The 14,999-nt window shown below is 59.7% G+C and carries 17 protein-coding genes; all 17 read right to left on the reverse strand.

Annotated features, from left to right (window positions below; genetic code table 11):
* Positions 1-13: 13 nt before the first annotated feature.
* Entirely contained in the window at positions 14-1,018 is a 1,005-nt protein-coding gene (locus AC3WMV_RS13715; RefSeq protein WP_027612369.1) for a substrate-binding domain-containing protein, read from the reverse strand.
* 136 nt (positions 1,019-1,154) lie between these two features.
* Positions 1,155-1,973 (reverse strand): SDR family oxidoreductase, encoded by an 819-nt coding sequence (locus tag AC3WMV_RS13720; protein ID WP_096794887.1) that lies wholly within the window; start codon positions 1,971-1,973, stop codon positions 1,155-1,157.
* Between the two features lie 270 nt (positions 1,974-2,243).
* Positions 2,244-3,119 carry an SMP-30/gluconolactonase/LRE family protein gene (locus AC3WMV_RS13725; RefSeq protein ID WP_103369237.1) on the reverse strand — a complete coding sequence of 292 codons (876 nt, stop codon included), beginning with the start codon at positions 3,117-3,119 and terminating at the stop codon, positions 2,244-2,246.
* Positions 3,120-3,251: 132 nt separating this feature from the next.
* The gene (locus AC3WMV_RS13730) at positions 3,252-3,968 is read right to left on the reverse strand and encodes a FadR/GntR family transcriptional regulator (RefSeq protein ID WP_103369845.1); all 717 of its coding nucleotides are present in this window, start codon (positions 3,966-3,968) and stop codon (positions 3,252-3,254) included.
* Between the two features lie 193 nt (positions 3,969-4,161).
* Entirely contained in the window at positions 4,162-4,722 is a 561-nt protein-coding gene (locus AC3WMV_RS13735) for a DUF1285 domain-containing protein (protein WP_103369215.1), read from the reverse strand.
* Between the two features lie 15 nt (positions 4,723-4,737).
* Complete coding sequence (locus tag AC3WMV_RS13740) at positions 4,738-5,343, reverse strand: DUF4823 domain-containing protein (RefSeq protein WP_007967613.1); 606 nt, start codon at positions 5,341-5,343, stop codon at positions 4,738-4,740.
* A gap of 169 nt (positions 5,344-5,512) precedes the next feature.
* The gene (locus AC3WMV_RS13745) at positions 5,513-6,481 is read right to left on the reverse strand and encodes a GTP 3',8-cyclase MoaA (protein ID WP_098965014.1); all 969 of its coding nucleotides are present in this window, start codon (positions 6,479-6,481) and stop codon (positions 5,513-5,515) included.
* A 137-nt stretch (positions 6,482-6,618) separates the two neighbouring features.
* Positions 6,619-7,257: a TetR/AcrR family transcriptional regulator gene (locus tag AC3WMV_RS13750; protein WP_007950805.1), complete on the reverse strand. Its 639-nt coding sequence runs from the start codon at positions 7,255-7,257 to the stop codon at positions 6,619-6,621.
* A gap of 352 nt (positions 7,258-7,609) precedes the next feature.
* Entirely contained in the window at positions 7,610-8,401 is a 792-nt protein-coding gene (locus AC3WMV_RS13755; protein WP_103369216.1) for a TatD family hydrolase, read from the reverse strand.
* A 15-nt stretch (positions 8,402-8,416) separates the two neighbouring features.
* Positions 8,417-8,773: a PilZ domain-containing protein gene (locus AC3WMV_RS13760; RefSeq protein WP_007967607.1), complete on the reverse strand. Its 357-nt coding sequence runs from the start codon at positions 8,771-8,773 to the stop codon at positions 8,417-8,419.
* Positions 8,774-8,815: 42 nt separating this feature from the next.
* Complete coding sequence (locus AC3WMV_RS13765; RefSeq protein ID WP_103369217.1) at positions 8,816-9,799, reverse strand: DNA polymerase III subunit delta'; 984 nt, start codon at positions 9,797-9,799, stop codon at positions 8,816-8,818.
* The gene (gene tmk / locus AC3WMV_RS13770) at positions 9,792-10,424 is read right to left on the reverse strand and encodes a dTMP kinase (protein ID WP_103369218.1); all 633 of its coding nucleotides are present in this window, start codon (positions 10,422-10,424) and stop codon (positions 9,792-9,794) included. The genes AC3WMV_RS13765 and tmk overlap by 8 nt, the downstream gene beginning before the upstream one ends.
* Positions 10,425-10,443: 19 nt before the next feature.
* Positions 10,444-11,640 carry an endolytic transglycosylase MltG gene (gene mltG / locus AC3WMV_RS13775; RefSeq protein WP_103369219.1) on the reverse strand — a complete coding sequence of 399 codons (1,197 nt, stop codon included), beginning with the start codon at positions 11,638-11,640 and terminating at the stop codon, positions 10,444-10,446.
* 3 nt (positions 11,641-11,643) lie between these two features.
* Positions 11,644-12,459, reverse strand: coding sequence for an aminodeoxychorismate lyase (gene pabC, locus AC3WMV_RS13780; protein ID WP_103369220.1), 816 nt, complete (start codon positions 12,457-12,459; stop codon positions 11,644-11,646).
* Positions 12,459-13,703: a beta-ketoacyl-ACP synthase II gene (gene fabF, locus AC3WMV_RS13785; protein WP_003227039.1), complete on the reverse strand. Its 1,245-nt coding sequence runs from the start codon at positions 13,701-13,703 to the stop codon at positions 12,459-12,461. The genes pabC and fabF overlap by 1 nt, the downstream gene beginning before the upstream one ends.
* 108 nt (positions 13,704-13,811) lie before the next feature.
* Positions 13,812-14,048, reverse strand: a complete 237-nt coding sequence (acpP, locus tag AC3WMV_RS13790; protein WP_003175607.1) for an acyl carrier protein — start codon at positions 14,046-14,048, stop codon at positions 13,812-13,814.
* A gap of 196 nt (positions 14,049-14,244) precedes the next feature.
* Positions 14,245-14,985, reverse strand: coding sequence for a 3-oxoacyl-ACP reductase FabG (gene fabG, locus AC3WMV_RS13795; RefSeq protein WP_027612356.1), 741 nt, complete (start codon positions 14,983-14,985; stop codon positions 14,245-14,247).
* Positions 14,986-14,999 lie beyond the last annotated feature (14 nt).

Here is a 14,999-nt window from a genome sequence, read left to right on the forward strand (position 1 = left end):
GATCGAGCAGCCATCAATTCCACAGGCCGATTTTTTCCAGCTCTTGCTTGAAGTTCTCACGGGTGATCAGGGTGACGTCGTCCATCGCTGTGTACTTCGGCGGTTCTTTGCCGGTGGTGACCCACTCGTACATCATCTCGGCAGTCTTGTAGCCTTCGATGTGCGGGCTTGGCAGCATCGAACCGAAGAAACCGCTGTTGGGCTTTTTCAGCTCGCCGATGGCGTCGGTGCCGTTGATGCCGATGCCAATCACATTGGCCGCAGCGAACCCGGCGGCTTCGGTGGCGCGGACGCCGCCGAGTACGGTGTTGTCGTTCATGCCGCCGATGATCAGGTTCTTCGCCGCACTGGGCAGCTTGACCAGCGCCGAGTTGGTGGCGTCCATGCTGCCCGGCACGTCGAGGGTTTTCAGCGCGGCGGTCAGGATGTGGTCTTTCGGCAGGCCGGCGTCTTCGAGCGCCTTCATCGAACCATCGGTGCGCTTCTTGCCGGTGTCGAGTTCGTTGTAGGTGTTGACCACCGCGTAGGTGTCTTTCCAGTCCCAGTTGCGCTTCTTCGCTTCGGCGACCATCGCGTTGCCCTGCTTCTGGCCGACTTCGAACGCGGCCATGCCGAGGTACGGCACGTCCTCCATGAACTTGCCGTTGGCGTCGACGAAACGATCGTCCACGGCAATCACTTTCAGGTCATTGAGTTTGGCTTTGGCCATGATCGCCGGGCCGAGCGAGACGTCCGGCGGGCAGATCACGAAGCCTTTGGCGCCGTTGGCCGCGAGGCTGTCGATGGCCGAGAGGGTTTTCTCGCCGTCTGGCACGGCGATCTTGATCAGTTCGAAGCCTTTATCCTTGGCGGCTTTTTCAGCAAAAGCCCACTCGGTCTGGAACCATGGCTCTTCAGCCTGTTTGACCAGGAAACCGATTTTCACGGCATCGGCAGCCAGCAGCGTACTGCTCAGACTGAACGCGGTGACCGCCAGGGCGGCACTGCACAGGGTACGAATCCCGAAACGACGTTTCATAAGCTGACTCCTTGTTATTTTTTTTGAGCGTTATTTGAAAAGCGTTAAAGCCTGGTTTTGCAATGTAGGACAAAAATAGTCATATCGTATGATGATTGGATTTCACGCGGAGTTCACCGCCTGAAACACGATCCACTCAGTCGTGGTACATCACCGAGCGCCCACCATCGATGGTGATGCACGAGGCGTTGATGAACGGCGCTTCATCACTGGCCAGAAACACGGCGGTCATCGCCACTTCGAGCGGCTGGCCGATGCGTTTCGGCGGGTGCAGATCGAAGGCTCGCTGACGCTCGGCGTGCGGATCGGCAAAACCGTTCCAGTAATCGACGTTGAGTTGCGTCTCGATGTACCCCGGGGCGATGGCGTTGACCCGAACGCCCTTCGCCGCATATTCGATGCCCAGCGCTCGGGTCAGCCCAAGCAGGCCGTGCTTGGCTACCGGGTACGGGAAACAGCCGGGAATGATGTGGCTGGAATGGGTCGAGGCGATGTTGATGATGCTGCCGACACCCTGCTCGATCATCTGCGGCAGCACGGCTTTGCAACCGTACCAGGCGCCGTCCAGATCGATGGCGAAGCAACGACGCCAGTCTTCTTCGGTCATTTGCAGCGGGTCGCGGAACACGTTGACCCCGGCGCAGTTGACCAGCACGTCGATGCGCCCGTGCAACTCAACCGCCAGTTTGGCCATGGCATGCAGGTCTTGCTGGCGCGAGACGTCAGCCTTGATCGCCTGCACGTCGTAGCCCTTGTCGCGCCACTGGGCGGCAACCTTCTCGACCTTCTCTGCCTGAATATCGCTGATCACCAGTCTGGCCTGCTGCGAGGCGAACGTGGCAACAATGGCTTCGCCGATGCCTTGGGCCGCGCCAGTCAGCAGCACCACTTTGTTTTTCAGACGCTCACCCTTCGGCGGCGCGGGCACCGGCGGCAAGGAAAGAGGTTCAGCCATGGATCAGGACTCCTGTTCGTCAGCACAAAAAAACCGGGCATCTGTCGATGTCCGGTCTGGAAGACTGTGAAAACGAAACAGGCAGGCGCGGCGAGCGACGCCGGGCCGTTGCGAGACGCTGGCTCCGCTGAGGAGTGCGATAGAGGTTCGCTGCATCACTTCACCTGTTTTGTTCTTTTTAAGTGTGAGTGCGTGTTACTGCTGGAGCCGACTATAAACCCGACCGACAAATAATCTCAATATATAATTTTGCATCCCATATTTTGGGATTTAGCCAGCGAAGCGTGTGCAGAGTTTGCCCGGCACATCGACCCTCATCGACAGGACTGCGCCATCCAGTGGATGGTTGTGCGGACTCTGGGCGCTGGTGATGTACAGGGTTTTCAGGTCTTCGCCGCCGAATACGCAACTGGTTGGACGGCTGACAGGCAGATCGATTTTACGGTCGACCTTGCCGTCCGGCGTAAGGCGCAGCAGGCAACTGCCGTCCCAACGGGCGTTCCAGACATAACCCTCGGCGTCGACTGCCGATCCGTCCGGGCCACCATTCTGGTCAGGGCCATACCAGATCTCGGCGTTATCCAGATTGCCGTCGGTGTGAATAAAATAGCGATTGAGCGCCCCGTCGAGGCTGTCGCCGAACAGCAGCGTGGTGCCGGCATCACTCCACAGCAGTGTGTTGGGAATGCCGAGACCGAGCAGCAATGGCGTGACACGCTGGTCGGGATCAATGCGAAACAAGCCACCGGAACGACGCTCGATCGGCAGGTCTTCGCCGTTGTCACCGATGTTGTTCTGCATGGTGCCGAGCCACAGTCGGCCTTGGGCGTCGCAGCGTGCTTCGTTGGGTCGATTGCCGGGTTGCGGGTCGGCAATGCAGAACAGCGTAAGGCGTGGTTCGAGGCCCGGGGAATCGAGGTCCAGGCGGTACACGCCGCTGCTCAGGGTCACCAGCGCATCGCCGCTCGCACAGGGTATGAACGCGGAAACGTGCTCGGGCATCTGCCAGATCTGCACATTGTTGCCGATCAGCCGCAGCGCCTGCTTGCCGGCGATATCGACCCAGTACAGCGCCTGGGTCGGGGCGTCCCAGAATGGCCCTTCACCGAGCCTGGCGCGGTGTTGGGTTACGGCGGTCAACGGCATATCGAATCCTTCATGTTGTTGTTTTAACTGTAGGAGTGAGCCTGCTCGCGATAGCGGTGGGTCAGTGACGACGATTGTGACTGACCCACCGCCATCGCGAGCAGGCTCACTCCTACAGGGGGATTTGTGTTTTCAACTGGCTTTTTTGTCGGCCATCACCTGTGGGTAAAAGCGTTTGATTGCCAGGTCGGCATTGTCAATCAGGGTCATGCAGGCCCACACGCCGCGCGCGGAGTCACGGGCGGCGATGGCGTCGGCCATGTCTTTGTGGATCGGCAAGGTGCGACGCAGTTCATCGGGGTCGGCAGCGGAGACTTCAAACGACACGGCGAGCAAGGCGCCGAGGGCCGGGACCATTTGCTCGATGAACTGGTTGTGGCTGGCCGCCAGAATGCATTCGTGGAAGGACTGGTCGGCACGGTTGTAATCAACGCCGCTGTCGACCGCCCGTTCCAGCGCGTTGTAGGCCAGTTGCACCGCGTGAATCTGCTCCAGGCTGGCGCGCTCGCAGGCCCAGCGCACGGCCATCGGTTCGATGGTGCGGCGCAAGTCGAGCAGGTCATCAACAAAGTTTTCCGGCAGGCCGTTGCGTGAGAGCCAGCCGACGACTTGCGGATCGAACAGGTTCCAGCGCCGTACCGGTAACACGCGAGTGCCAACCTTAGGCCCGACTTCGAGCATGCCTTTGGCGACCAGGGTCTTGATCGCTTCGCGAATCACCGTGCGGCTGACACCTAACTGCTCGCCCAGATCCGCCTCGACCTTGATCGCCTGCCCCGGTTTGACCTGGCCAGCGGCAATCCAGCTGCCCAGCCAATCGACCGTTGATGCATGAAAGCTGCTGGACATGGAGACCTCAAAGCAGTTGGCGATGGGTGTCCACGCTAATGATCATATGATTAACAGTCAATCGGGATTTTCTACTGAAAAATAAAACCCCTGTAGGAGTGAGCCTGCTCGCGATAGCGGTGTGTCAGTCACCAGCAACAGTGACTGATCCACCGCTATCGCGAGCAGGCTCACTCCTACAGGGGGATTGTGTTTAAGGTTCGAGGCCGATCCGGAAGAACTCGCCGCCACTCCATACGCCCAACCAGCGCTGCCCGTCGATTTCGCGACTGACCGCCAGTTCCACCAGTTGGTAAAACACATTGCGGTGAATCAACGCTTCGAGGTTGGTGCGCACATGCACGTAAGGCGCAGGTTCCTGGGTTATTGGGTTGATCTCGACGCGGAGCGGATGCTCCGCCCCGGCTTCGGCGGTCTCTTCAACGTTGGTGGTGAAACGCAGGACCTGCGCCTCGCCCTCGCCTTCGACCTCAACGGCAATCGCCACGAACGGCGCATCGTCGACTTTGATCCCGACCTTTTCGACCGGGGTAATCAGGAAATAATCATCGCCGTCGCGGCGGATGATGGTGGAGAACAGCTTGACCATCGGCTTGCGCCCGATCGGCGTACCCAGGTAATACCAGGTGCCGTCGCGGGCGATGCGCATATCGATGTCGCCGCAGAAGTCCGGGTTCCACAAGTGCACCGGCGGCAGGCCTTTGGTTTTGGGAATCTGCCCCAACAGGTCATTGGCTTTTTGCGGTCCACTCATGGCGTACTCCTTGGTTTATTGGTCGCCGACTCCCAGCAGGCTGCGCGCGTATTGCGCCAGCGGCGGGCCGATCAGGTCTTCCGGCTTGTTATCGTGGAACGTCAGTAAACCGCCACGACTCTTGATCCGTGCAGTATCAATCAAATACTGGGTGCTGGTCTCGATCAACATGATCTGAATCACCCCGCCGTCGATGCCGAGGCGATCCACGGCTTCCTGATCGAGCCATTCGTCAGAGTTGCCGATGCGGTCGTCAGCCTTGGCGAAGCGGGTGTACAGCAGGTAATGCGCGCCGGCATCGCGGGCTTCGCCCATCGCCTGATCGAGGCCTTCAGGGGCACGGGCGCGGCGGACCATCGGGAAGTATTCGACAAAACCCTTGAACGCCTCTTCTGCCACCACGTTCGGGCGCGGATAGGAGCCACCCGGCGGTGCGAATGCGCCCTGAGCGATGTAGATGAACGAATCCGGCTGAATGCGGAAGTTGTTCACCCGACGGCTGTCGCTGTGATCCAGCAGCCCCGCGTCGCTCATCTGATAGCGAGTGCCTTCGGCCATATCGCTGACAGTCATACAGCCGCCAAGCGCCAAAACGGCCAGCAGCAAAACCAGGCTACGCATCCTCATCCTCCAGAAGCCGGTGACGGAAAACCGGCGAATGGCCGTTGGATGCAGCTTTTGCGCCAGCTCAGGATCTTCGTCGAATGATGAATCGCTTTCGCGAGCAGACTCGCTCCCACAGGATTGCGCAAAACCCAGTGGGAGCGAGCCTGCTCGCGAAAAAGAGGGATCAGCCGCCGATAATCTTCATGACGGTCGCACCACCGGAGAACGCCACTTCCTGCTTGTCGCCCAACGCCTTGACCAACAGACGCTGCAACGCCGGCAACGCCTGATGGCGAGGCTTGTCGAGCAGATCACCGACATAGTGGCGGTTGCTCGACGACAGGCAGCCATGCAGCCAACCGGTCGACGACAGACGCAAGCGCGAACAGGTTCTGCAGAACGGCACGCTTTCGTTGGCGATCACGCCGAAATGCCCGCGGCCCGGGATCGCATAGCGCACGGCCGTGGCATCCACCGGCGCATCGGCCTGGGCGTACTCGTAGCGCTCGCCGATCAGGCTCAGCAGTTGCTGCAGGCTGACGAACTGTTGCAGGAAGGCGTTGGAGTCGGTGGCGAGGTGGCCCATGCGCATCAACTCGATGAAACGCAACTCATAGCCCCGTTCCAGGCAGTAATCGAGCAGCGGCATCACCTGATCCAGGTTCTGCCCACGCAACGGCACCATGTTGACCTTGATCTTCAGTCCCGCCGCTTTCGCCTGGTCCATGCCATCGAGCACGGTCGCCAGATCGCCGCCACGGGCAATGCTGCGGAACGCACCGGCATCCAGGGTATCGAGAGAAACGTTGATCCGGCGCAGGCCGGCATCCACCAGCAGCGGAAGTTTTTTCGCCAGGAGTTGACCGTTGGTGGTCAGGCTGATGTCTTCCAGGCCCATCTTGCCGACGGCGCTCATGAAAGATTCGAGTTTGGGGCTGACCAGCGGCTCGCCACCGGTGATGCGCAAGCGCTCGATGCCGGCGGCTTCGATCAGATAAGCCACGCCGCGGGCCATGGCCTCGGCCGACAGTTCATCCTGCGCAGCCACCAGCCGCTTGCCGTTGGGCACGCAGTAGGTACAGGCGTAATTGCAGGCTGAAGTCAGGCTGATGCGCAAATTGCGAAAACGCCTGCCTTGACGGTCAACGATCATGATCACTCCGGCGATAGAATTTCGAGCCGCTAAAACTTGACTCACAAATCAAGTTTTAGCAAGCCCTATGCCTGAGTATATTCCTGCGGTACTGCGTCATGTAGCGAAATCATGGCGCAATAAGGCCGCTGAATGATTCAGCTGCTCGGTGTTTCCGGGTCGCGCTTGCGCTTGTTGCCCATGCGCACGCCGATGTCCATCAGGAACTGGAAGAAACCTTCCTGATCTTCCAGCACATTGCTCCAGAACGGCGAGTGATACAGCGCCACCGCGCCGTGCACCAGCGCCCAGGACGCGCAGTAGTGGAAGTATGGCGGCACGTCTTCGAGCTTGCCTTCGCTGATCCGGCCTTTGATGAGCAGGGTCAGGCGTTCGAAGTTCGAGGCACGGATCTTGTGCAGCTCCTCGACCATTTCCGGCACCTGATTGCCTTTTACCACCTTCTCTTCGAGACGGTCGAACAGGCGGTAGCGCTGCGGGTCGCGCATGCGGAATTCGAAGTAGGCACGGGACAGCGCTTCCTTGTCCTTGTCGACATCGGCCGAATGCAGCAGCTCGTTCAAATCACGCTCGTAATCGAGCATCAGGCGCAGATAGATCTCGGCCTTGGATTTGAAATGCTTGTAGATCGTGCCTTTGCCGATACCCACGGCATCAGCAATCATCTCGACGGTGACACTGTCTTCACCTTGTTCGAGGAACAGCTTGAGCGCGGTATCGAGAATTTCTTGCTCGCGGCGACGAAACTCACGGACCTTACGAGGTTCTTTGTGCATAAGAAAAGGTCTGTAGGGGTCAAAATTCGAAGCCGCGTATTATGCCTAACTTGCACAAAAATGCACGGATCATCCGACCATATCTGCGTTTCTTGTTCATTTTGCGAACGCCAGGGGTGCAATGAGAACTCAACTGAAGCGCACGTATTCCAAATTTGTTTAAAAACCCCGACCGGCTAACTGGACTGAACGCCAGACTGATCAATACTTGAACTGTCGGGCGGCATCTCCCCCAAGTGCCGTGCCGGTAAAGGTACCAAGGGACCGCGTGCCTTTGTTTTACTCCTAATGGTCTTAACCCGGATTCACCCCCCAGAACCCGGGTTTTTTTTGCCTGCGATTTGCCGATGACCTACATGGCAGATTTGACAGAGGCCAGCGGAAACAGGCGCTTGAAGTTCTCGGTGGTCTGCTCGGCAAACCGCTCGTAGCTCTCCCCACGCAGCATCGCCAGAAACTCAGCCACCTCACGCACGTACTGCGGCAGGTTCGGCTTGCCGCGATAAGGGATCGGCGCCAGATACGGCGAGTCGGTCTCCACCAGCAGACGATCGGCCGGCACTTTGCTCGCCACATCACGCAGGGCGTCGGCATTGCGGAAGGTGACGATGCCCGACAGGGAAATGTAGTAGCCCATGTCCAGCGCGGCTTTGGCCATGTCCCAGTCTTCGGTGAAGCAATGCAGCACACCGGCCTGGGGCAATGCCGCTTCACGCAGCAGCTCGAGGGTATCGGCGCGGGCGCCACGGGTGTGGATGATCACCGGTTTACCGGTCTGCTGTGCGGCTTGCAGATGCAAGCGGAAGGATGCCTGCTGCAGCTCGGCGGCTTCAGGTTCGTAATGATAATCCAGACCGGTTTCACCGATCGCCACCACTTTCGGGTGATTGAGTTCGTGCAGCAGCCAGTCAAGTGCAGGCGCCGCGCCCGGTTGCACATCCAATGGGTGCACACCAACCGAGCAATCGACGTCGTCGTAGCGCTCGGCGAGGGCTTTGACGTCGGCGGCGTTATCGGCACTCACGCCGATACACAGGAAGTGCCCTACCCCGCGCTGGCGAGCCGCATCGAGTGCAGCATCCAGCGAACCGTCATGGGCGGCGAGGTCGAGGCGATCAAGGTGACAATGGGAATCTACGAGCATAAAAGAGACTGCAACTTACATCGTATGAGTAGGACGGTCGGATTTCAGTGCTCCGGCCAGATGGGTTTCAATGCGACTGCGGGCGGTGTTGTCGCCATCGTTGAATTGCACGCCGACACCGGCGGCACGATTGCCTTGCGCGCCTTTGGGGGTAATCCAGGCGACCTTGCCGGCCACCGGAATTTTCTCCGCCTCGTCCATCAAGTTCAGCAGCATGAACACCTCGTCGCCCAACTTGTAGCTCTTGTTGGTCGGGATGAACAGGCCACCGTTCTTGATGAACGGCATGTAGGCGGCGTAAAGCACCGATTTGTCCTTGATCGTCAGGGACAGGATGCCGTTGCGCGGCCCGGGGCTGATGGCTTCATTCATGTTGACCTCCACTGCTGATGTTCAGAGTCTAGGTACACATTCTTATCTTTGACCAGGCAATCCCGCCCATTGCACCAACAACGCTTCCAGCAGCAGTGCCGGGTTGAGGTTGGCTTTGCTCAGGACTTTCTGCCGCTGGGCGAGAATCCAGTCCTGAATATCGAGGACTTTGCCTTGGGCGCTTTTCTGCGCCAGGTACTGCACGACTTTACGCATATCGGTCAGGCCGAGGCCGTTTTCATCCTGGGTCAGTTGATAACGCAGTATCAGGCTCGACCAGTCACAGAACCAGTCGAACAGGCGCAGCATCGGAATGCTTTTCCACTCTTCGGCCAGTTGCGTCGGCGATTGCTGCTGTTTGAGCAGCTTCTTCACCCCTTCGACCACCTGCGCCCGCTGTTCACGCACGCCCTGGGACTGCAGGCTGACTGCCGCCAACGGCGAACCAGCCGCTAGCGTCAGCAATTCGACGCGTTCCTCTTCGGAACACTCCGGCAGCGCTTGCGCCAGCCACTGCAGGCTCATGGCCTCGCCCGGCAGCGGACATGCCTGCTGTACACAGCGGCTCTTGATCGTCGGCAGCAAACGGCTCGGCTGGTGGCTGACCAGCAACAACACGGTATCGCCGGACGGCTCTTCGAGGCTCTTGAGCAAGGCGTTGGCGGCGTTGATGTTCATCGACTCCACCGGCTCGATCAGCACCACCTTGCGCCCGCCCAACTGCGCGGTCTGCACCACGAAACTGACTAGATCGCGGACCTGGTCGACCTTGATCGCCTTGTCGGCTTCTTCCGGCTCAAGGATGTAATTGTCCGGATGGCTGCCGGCCTTGAGCAACAGGCAGGATTTGCACTCACCGCACGCTTCCGGCGTAGGACGCTGACAGAGCAGGCTGGCCATCAGGCGCTCGGCCAACGCGCGCTTGCCGATCCCGGCCGGGCCGTGCAGCAAGTACGCGTGGGCGTGCTGGCTACGTCCGGCCAGTTGCTGCCAGAGGCTGTCCTGCCATGGATAGGCCTCAGCCACGAATCAGCTCCAGCAAGTTCGGAATCAAGGTATCCAGCGCTTGCTGAACCTTGACCAATGACTGACCAGCATCGATGCGCACATAGCGCGCCGGATCAGCCTCGGCGCGCTTGAGGAACGCATTGCGTACCGCTTCGAAAAACGCCCGTCCTTCCAGTTCAAATCGATCCAGACGACCACGGGCAGTGGCGCGAGCCAGGCCGATTTCCACCGGCAGATCGAAAATCAGCGTCAGATCCGGACGCAGGTCGCCCTGAACGAACGTCTCCAGCGCAGCAATGCGTTCCAGCGACAAACCACGACCTCCGCCCTGATAGGCGTAAGTCGAGTCGGTGAAACGATCGCACAGCACCACCGCGCCGCGAGCCAGCGCCGGACGGATCACTTCGGCCAGATGCTGGGCGCGCGCGGCGAACACCAGCAACAGCTCGGTATCGGGGTTCATGACTTCATCGGCCGGGGCCAGCAGCACATCGCGAATGCGCTCGGCGAGTGGCGTACCCCCGGGTTCGCGGGTCAGCACTACTTCGACACCTTCGGCGCGCAGGCGCTCGGCGAGGTATTCGCGGTTGGTGCTCTTGCCGGCGCCTTCCGGGCCTTCCAGGGTAATAAACAAGCCAGTCACAGGCAGTCCTTAATCAAAGTCATTGCGCGTTCTGCGGTGCGGTCGTCGCGGGTTCGGCAGCAGGAGCCGGCGTCGGCGCGGGTTCCTGAGCGGGAACCTGTGGCAGCGCTTCAGGCGCGGTATCAGGAGATGCCGCAGGAGTCGCCTCCTCGGTCGCAGTAGCCGGAGCGGTCGGCGTATTTGCCGGGGCCGGGCTGGAGCGGTAATCGGCGCGGCGCTTGAGCTGGAACTCGCGCACCGCGCTGTTGTGCGCATCCAGATCATCGGAGAACACATGGCTACCATCGCCACGGGCGACAAAATACAGACTGTTACCTTCCACCGGATTGAGCGCGGCATGAATCGCCTCGCGACCGACCATGGCAATCGGCGTCGGCGGCAATCCGGGGATCACATAGGTGTTGTAGGGCGTCGGCTCCTTGAGATGAGCACGGGTCAACTTGCCGGTGTAGCGATCGCCCAGGCCGTAGATCACGGTCGGGTCGGTTTGCAACTGCATGCCCAGCGCCATGCGACGCACGAACACGCCGGCAATCTGCCCACGCTCCTGCGGCACACCGGTTTCCTTCTCTACCAGCGAGGCCATGATCAGCGCCTGATATGGCTCGCTGTACGGCGCATCAGCGGAGCGGTTCTCCCACTCCTTGGCCAACACCTCGTCGAGGCGGTCGAAGGCTTTCTTCAGCAATTCGACGTCGGAAACACCGCGCACAAAGCGGTAGGTATCCGGGAAGAATCGCCCTTCCGGGAACAGCCCGCGATGGCCGATTTTCTCCATCACTTCGCTGTCGCTCAAGCCCTTGAGGGTCTGCTCGATCTTTTCGTCTTTTGCCAGCGCGGCACGGACCTGGTGGAAATTCCAGCCCTCGACCAGTGTCAGGCTGTACTGCACCACTTCGCCGCGCTTCCACAGGTCGATCAGACCGTTGACAGTCATGCCCGGCTGCATGCGGTATTCGCCGGTATGGATCGGTGTGCCGGCCAGATTGAAGCGCCAGTAGATGCGCAACCAGAAGGCGTCCTTGATGACCCCATCGGTTTCAAGTTCAAGAAAGGTACGGGTCGGCGTCGAGCCCTTCGGCACATCCAGCAGTTCTTCCTGCGTGACATTCAGGGGCTGTTCCAGCGCCGAATGAATTTTCCAGGCGCTGGCGCCCATCAGCAGCCCTGCCAGAACCAGTCCGGTTTCCAGCAGCAGCAAGAGTTTACGTCTCACGAATCAGGCATCCAGTAGCGCACGGGCAATGGTTTGCAGTTTACGGGTGAGCGGGCCAACCGGCCAGCTCAGTGCAGCGTAGGCGCGTACCGGCCAGACGCCATACACGCTGTTGCAGATAAAGACTTCATCAGCCCATTGCAGCTGTTCGAGGCTGATGTCGGTGATTTGAGTGGGGATGGCCAATGACTCGGCCTGAAACAATATTTCAGCACGCATCACACCGGCCACGCCACAGCGCTTCAGATCCGGAGTGATCAGCACGCCGTCGCGCACCAGAAACAGGTTGCTGAACACGCCCTCGATGACGCGCCCGGCCTGATCGAGCATCAAGCCTTCGGCGTGTTCGACATCGTGCCATTCGGCGCGGGCGAGCACTTGTTCCAGACGATTCAGGTGCTTGAGACCGGCCAGCAACGGCTGGTTGGATAACCGCGTGACGCAGGGAAACAGGCGCACGCCCTGCTCGCCATGCACGGCAGGATAAACAGCAGGCGGGGTGCCTTGCAGAATGCGTCGGCCCTGCGCCGCAGGATCAGGTGCGTAGCCACGCAAGCCGTCACCACGGGTGAGAATGAGCTTGAGCACGCCCTCGCCCATTGCCGCGGCATAAGCCAGTAGCTCGCTGCGAACCCGCTCGATATCCGCGGCGATGGCCAGACGCGAGCAGCCCTCGGCCAAACGCGTCAGGTGACGATCCAGCAATACCGGCTGGCCGCCGTGCACGGCAATGGTCTCGAACAGCCCATCGCCATAAGCCAGGCCGCGATCTTTCAGCGACAGAGCGTCAGCCGGCTGACCGTCGACCCAGCTGTCCATCAACCGGCGAACCGGCGGAATGCCAATGTGCCGTTGGTGCCGCCAAACCCGAACGAGTTGGACAGTACAACGTCGATGTCCATGTTGCGCGCAGTGTGCGGCACGAAATCGAGATCGCAGCCTTCATCCGGCTCGTCGAGGTTGATGGTCGGCGGTGCCACCTGACTGTTGATCGCCAGTACGCTGAAGATCGCCTCGACCGCGCCCGCCGCACCCAACAGGTGACCGGTCATGGACTTGGTGGAGCTGACCGCCAGGTTGTAGGCGTGATCACCGAACACGGTCTTGATCGCGTTGGCTTCGGCAAGGTCGCCGGCCGGGGTCGAAGTACCGTGGGCGTTGATGTACTGCACCTGGTCGATGTTGATCTTCGCATCGCGCAGCGCATTGGTGATGCAGCGGGCTGCACCGGCGCCATCAGCAGGCGGCGAAGTCATGTGGAACGCATCGCCACTGGTGCCGAAGCCGATCAGCTCGGCGTAGATCGTGGCGCCACGGGCCTTGGCGTGCTCGAGTTCTTCGAGTACCAGCGCACCGGCACCGTCAGACAGCACGAAGCCATCACGGCCCTTGTCCCATGGACGACTGGCGCGAGTCGGCTCGTCGTTGCGGGTCGACAGCGCACGGGACGCGCCGAAGCCGCCCATGCCCAGACCGCACGCGGCCATCTCGGCACCACCGGCGATCATTACGTCGGCTTCGTCGTACATGATGTTGCGCGCGGCCATGCCAATGCAGTGCGTACCGGTGGTACAAGCAGTGGAAATGGCGTAGTTCGGCCCCTGTGCACCCAGGTGGATGGACAGAAAACCGGAAATCATATTGATGATCGAGCCTGGCACGAAGAATGGCGAAATTCGACGCGGGCCCGTCTCATGCAGGGTACGGCTGGTTTCTTCGATGTTGGTCAGACCGCCGATGCCCGAGCCCATGGCCACGCCAATGCGCTCACGGTTGGCGTCGGTGACTTCCAGACCGGCGTTGCGAACAGCCTGAAAACCCGCGGCCAGACCGTACTGAATGAACAGGTCGAGCTTGCGTGCTTCCTTGACCGACAGGTATTCCTCGACATTGAAGCCCTTTACCGAGCCGCCAAAACGGGTGGAATAGGCAGAAAGGTCGGTGTGTTCGATCAGACCAATGCCACTGCGGCCAGCCAGAATGCCCTGCCAACTGCTCGGCACATCCGTGCCCAGTGGCGACAACATACCCATACCGGTGACTACGACGCGTCTACGCGACACAGCACTCTCCTTTTTCAAATGACGACTTTGCATCAGGCCTAAAGAAAAAACCGCACGCCATGATGGCAGTGCGGTTTTTCCATGACAGCAGACAACGATTACAAACTATTACGCCTGGTGGCTAGTAACGTAGTCGATTGCAGCTTGTACAGTAGTGATCTTCTCAGCTTCTTCGTCAGGGATTTCGGTCTCGAATTCCTCTTCCAGAGCCATCACCAGCTCAACGGTGTCAAGGGAGTCGGCACCCAGGTCTTCAACGAAGGAAGCAGTGTTGACCACTTCTTCTTCTTTAACGCCCAGTTGCTCGGCAACGATTTTCTTGACGCGCTCTTCGATGGTGCTCATACCTTGTTTTCACTCCTAATGGACAAATTCAGGCAGCTGGCCAGCGGGTAAGTGTATAGAAAGGCTTTTCAGCTTTTCAACTGAAAGCTTCACTCCTCAAACCCTGCGGCCCTCTGCCTATAAATAGATTGCAGCTTTATAACGGATTTTAGACAGCTCGTATGACATTTTTTTGAAGCAATCCGTCACATTTTACTTACATGTACATCCCACCGTTCACCGGGATTGTAGCCCCAGTGACGTATGCCGCACCGTCGGATGCAAGAAAAGCGACCACCGAGGCGATCTCTTGAGCTTGTCCCAGACGGCCCAGCGGAATCTGCGTCTGCAAGGCTTCACGCTGTGCTTCCGGCAGTTCGCGGGTCATATCGGTGTCGATGAACCCAGGGGTTACCGAATTGACCGTAATCGAACGCGAACCGACTTCACGCGCCATCGCACGGCTGAAACCTTCCAGACCGGCCTTGGCGGCTGCATAGTTTACTTGGCCTGCGTTGCCCATGGCACCCACCACCGAGCCAATACTGATAATTCGGCCCCAGCGCGCCTTGGTCATGCCACGCAAAACGCCCTTGGACAGGCGATACAGACTGTTCAGGTTGGTATCGATCACGTCGTACCATTCATCGTCTTTCATGCGCATCATCAGGTTATCGCGGGTGATGCCGGCATTATTGACCAGAATCGCCGGCGCGCCGAACTGCTCCTGAATGCTCGCGATCACGGCGGCAACGGATTCGTCGCTGGTGACGTTCAGCTCCAGGCCGGTACCTTGAATGCCGTGCTCCTTGAGCGTGGCAGCAATCGCCTCGGCACCCTTGGCGGAGGTCGCAGTGCCAACAACGATGGCGCCCTGACGACCCAGTTCCAGTGCGATAGCCTGGCCGATACCGCGGCTTGCACCGGTGACCAGTGCAACTTTACCTTGCAGACTCATGCAAGTTTCTCCTG

The sequence above is a fragment of the Pseudomonas sp. FW305-3-2-15-E-TSA4 genome, from assembly GCF_058787295.1.

Coding starts and splice junctions, on each gene's coding strand:
- AC3WMV_RS13750 (WP_007950805.1), bottom strand. CDS start 7,257: ATGCACAAAGAACCTCGTAAGGTCCGTGAGTTTCGTCGCCGCGAGCAA.
- AC3WMV_RS13740 (WP_007967613.1), bottom strand. CDS start 5,343: ATGCGTAGCCTGGTTTTGCTGCTGGCCGTTTTGGCGCTTGGCGGCTGT.
- AC3WMV_RS13725 (WP_103369237.1), bottom strand. CDS start 3,119: ATGCCGTTGACCGCCGTAACCCAACACCGCGCCAGGCTCGGTGAAGGG.
- AC3WMV_RS13715 (WP_027612369.1), bottom strand. CDS start 1,018: ATGAAACGTCGTTTCGGGATTCGTACCCTGTGCAGTGCCGCCCTGGCG.
- AC3WMV_RS13755 (WP_103369216.1), bottom strand. CDS start 8,401: ATGCTCGTAGATTCCCATTGTCACCTTGATCGCCTCGACCTCGCCGCC.
- pabC (WP_103369220.1), bottom strand. CDS start 12,459: ATGGACAGCTGGGTCGACGGTCAGCCGGCTGACGCTCTGTCGCTGAAA.
- AC3WMV_RS13760 (WP_007967607.1), bottom strand. CDS start 8,773: ATGAATGAAGCCATCAGCCCCGGGCCGCGCAACGGCATCCTGTCCCTG.
- AC3WMV_RS13730 (WP_103369845.1), bottom strand. CDS start 3,968: ATGTCCAGCAGCTTTCATGCATCAACGGTCGATTGGCTGGGCAGCTGG.
- AC3WMV_RS13745 (WP_098965014.1), bottom strand. CDS start 6,481: ATGATCGTTGACCGTCAAGGCAGGCGTTTTCGCAATTTGCGCATCAGC.
- acpP (WP_003175607.1), bottom strand. CDS start 14,048: ATGAGCACCATCGAAGAGCGCGTCAAGAAAATCGTTGCCGAGCAACTG.
- fabG (WP_027612356.1), bottom strand. CDS start 14,985: ATGAGTCTGCAAGGTAAAGTTGCACTGGTCACCGGTGCAAGCCGCGGT.
- AC3WMV_RS13735 (WP_103369215.1), bottom strand. CDS start 4,722: ATGAGTGGACCGCAAAAAGCCAATGACCTGTTGGGGCAGATTCCCAAA.
- AC3WMV_RS13720 (WP_096794887.1), bottom strand. CDS start 1,973: ATGGCTGAACCTCTTTCCTTGCCGCCGGTGCCCGCGCCGCCGAAGGGT.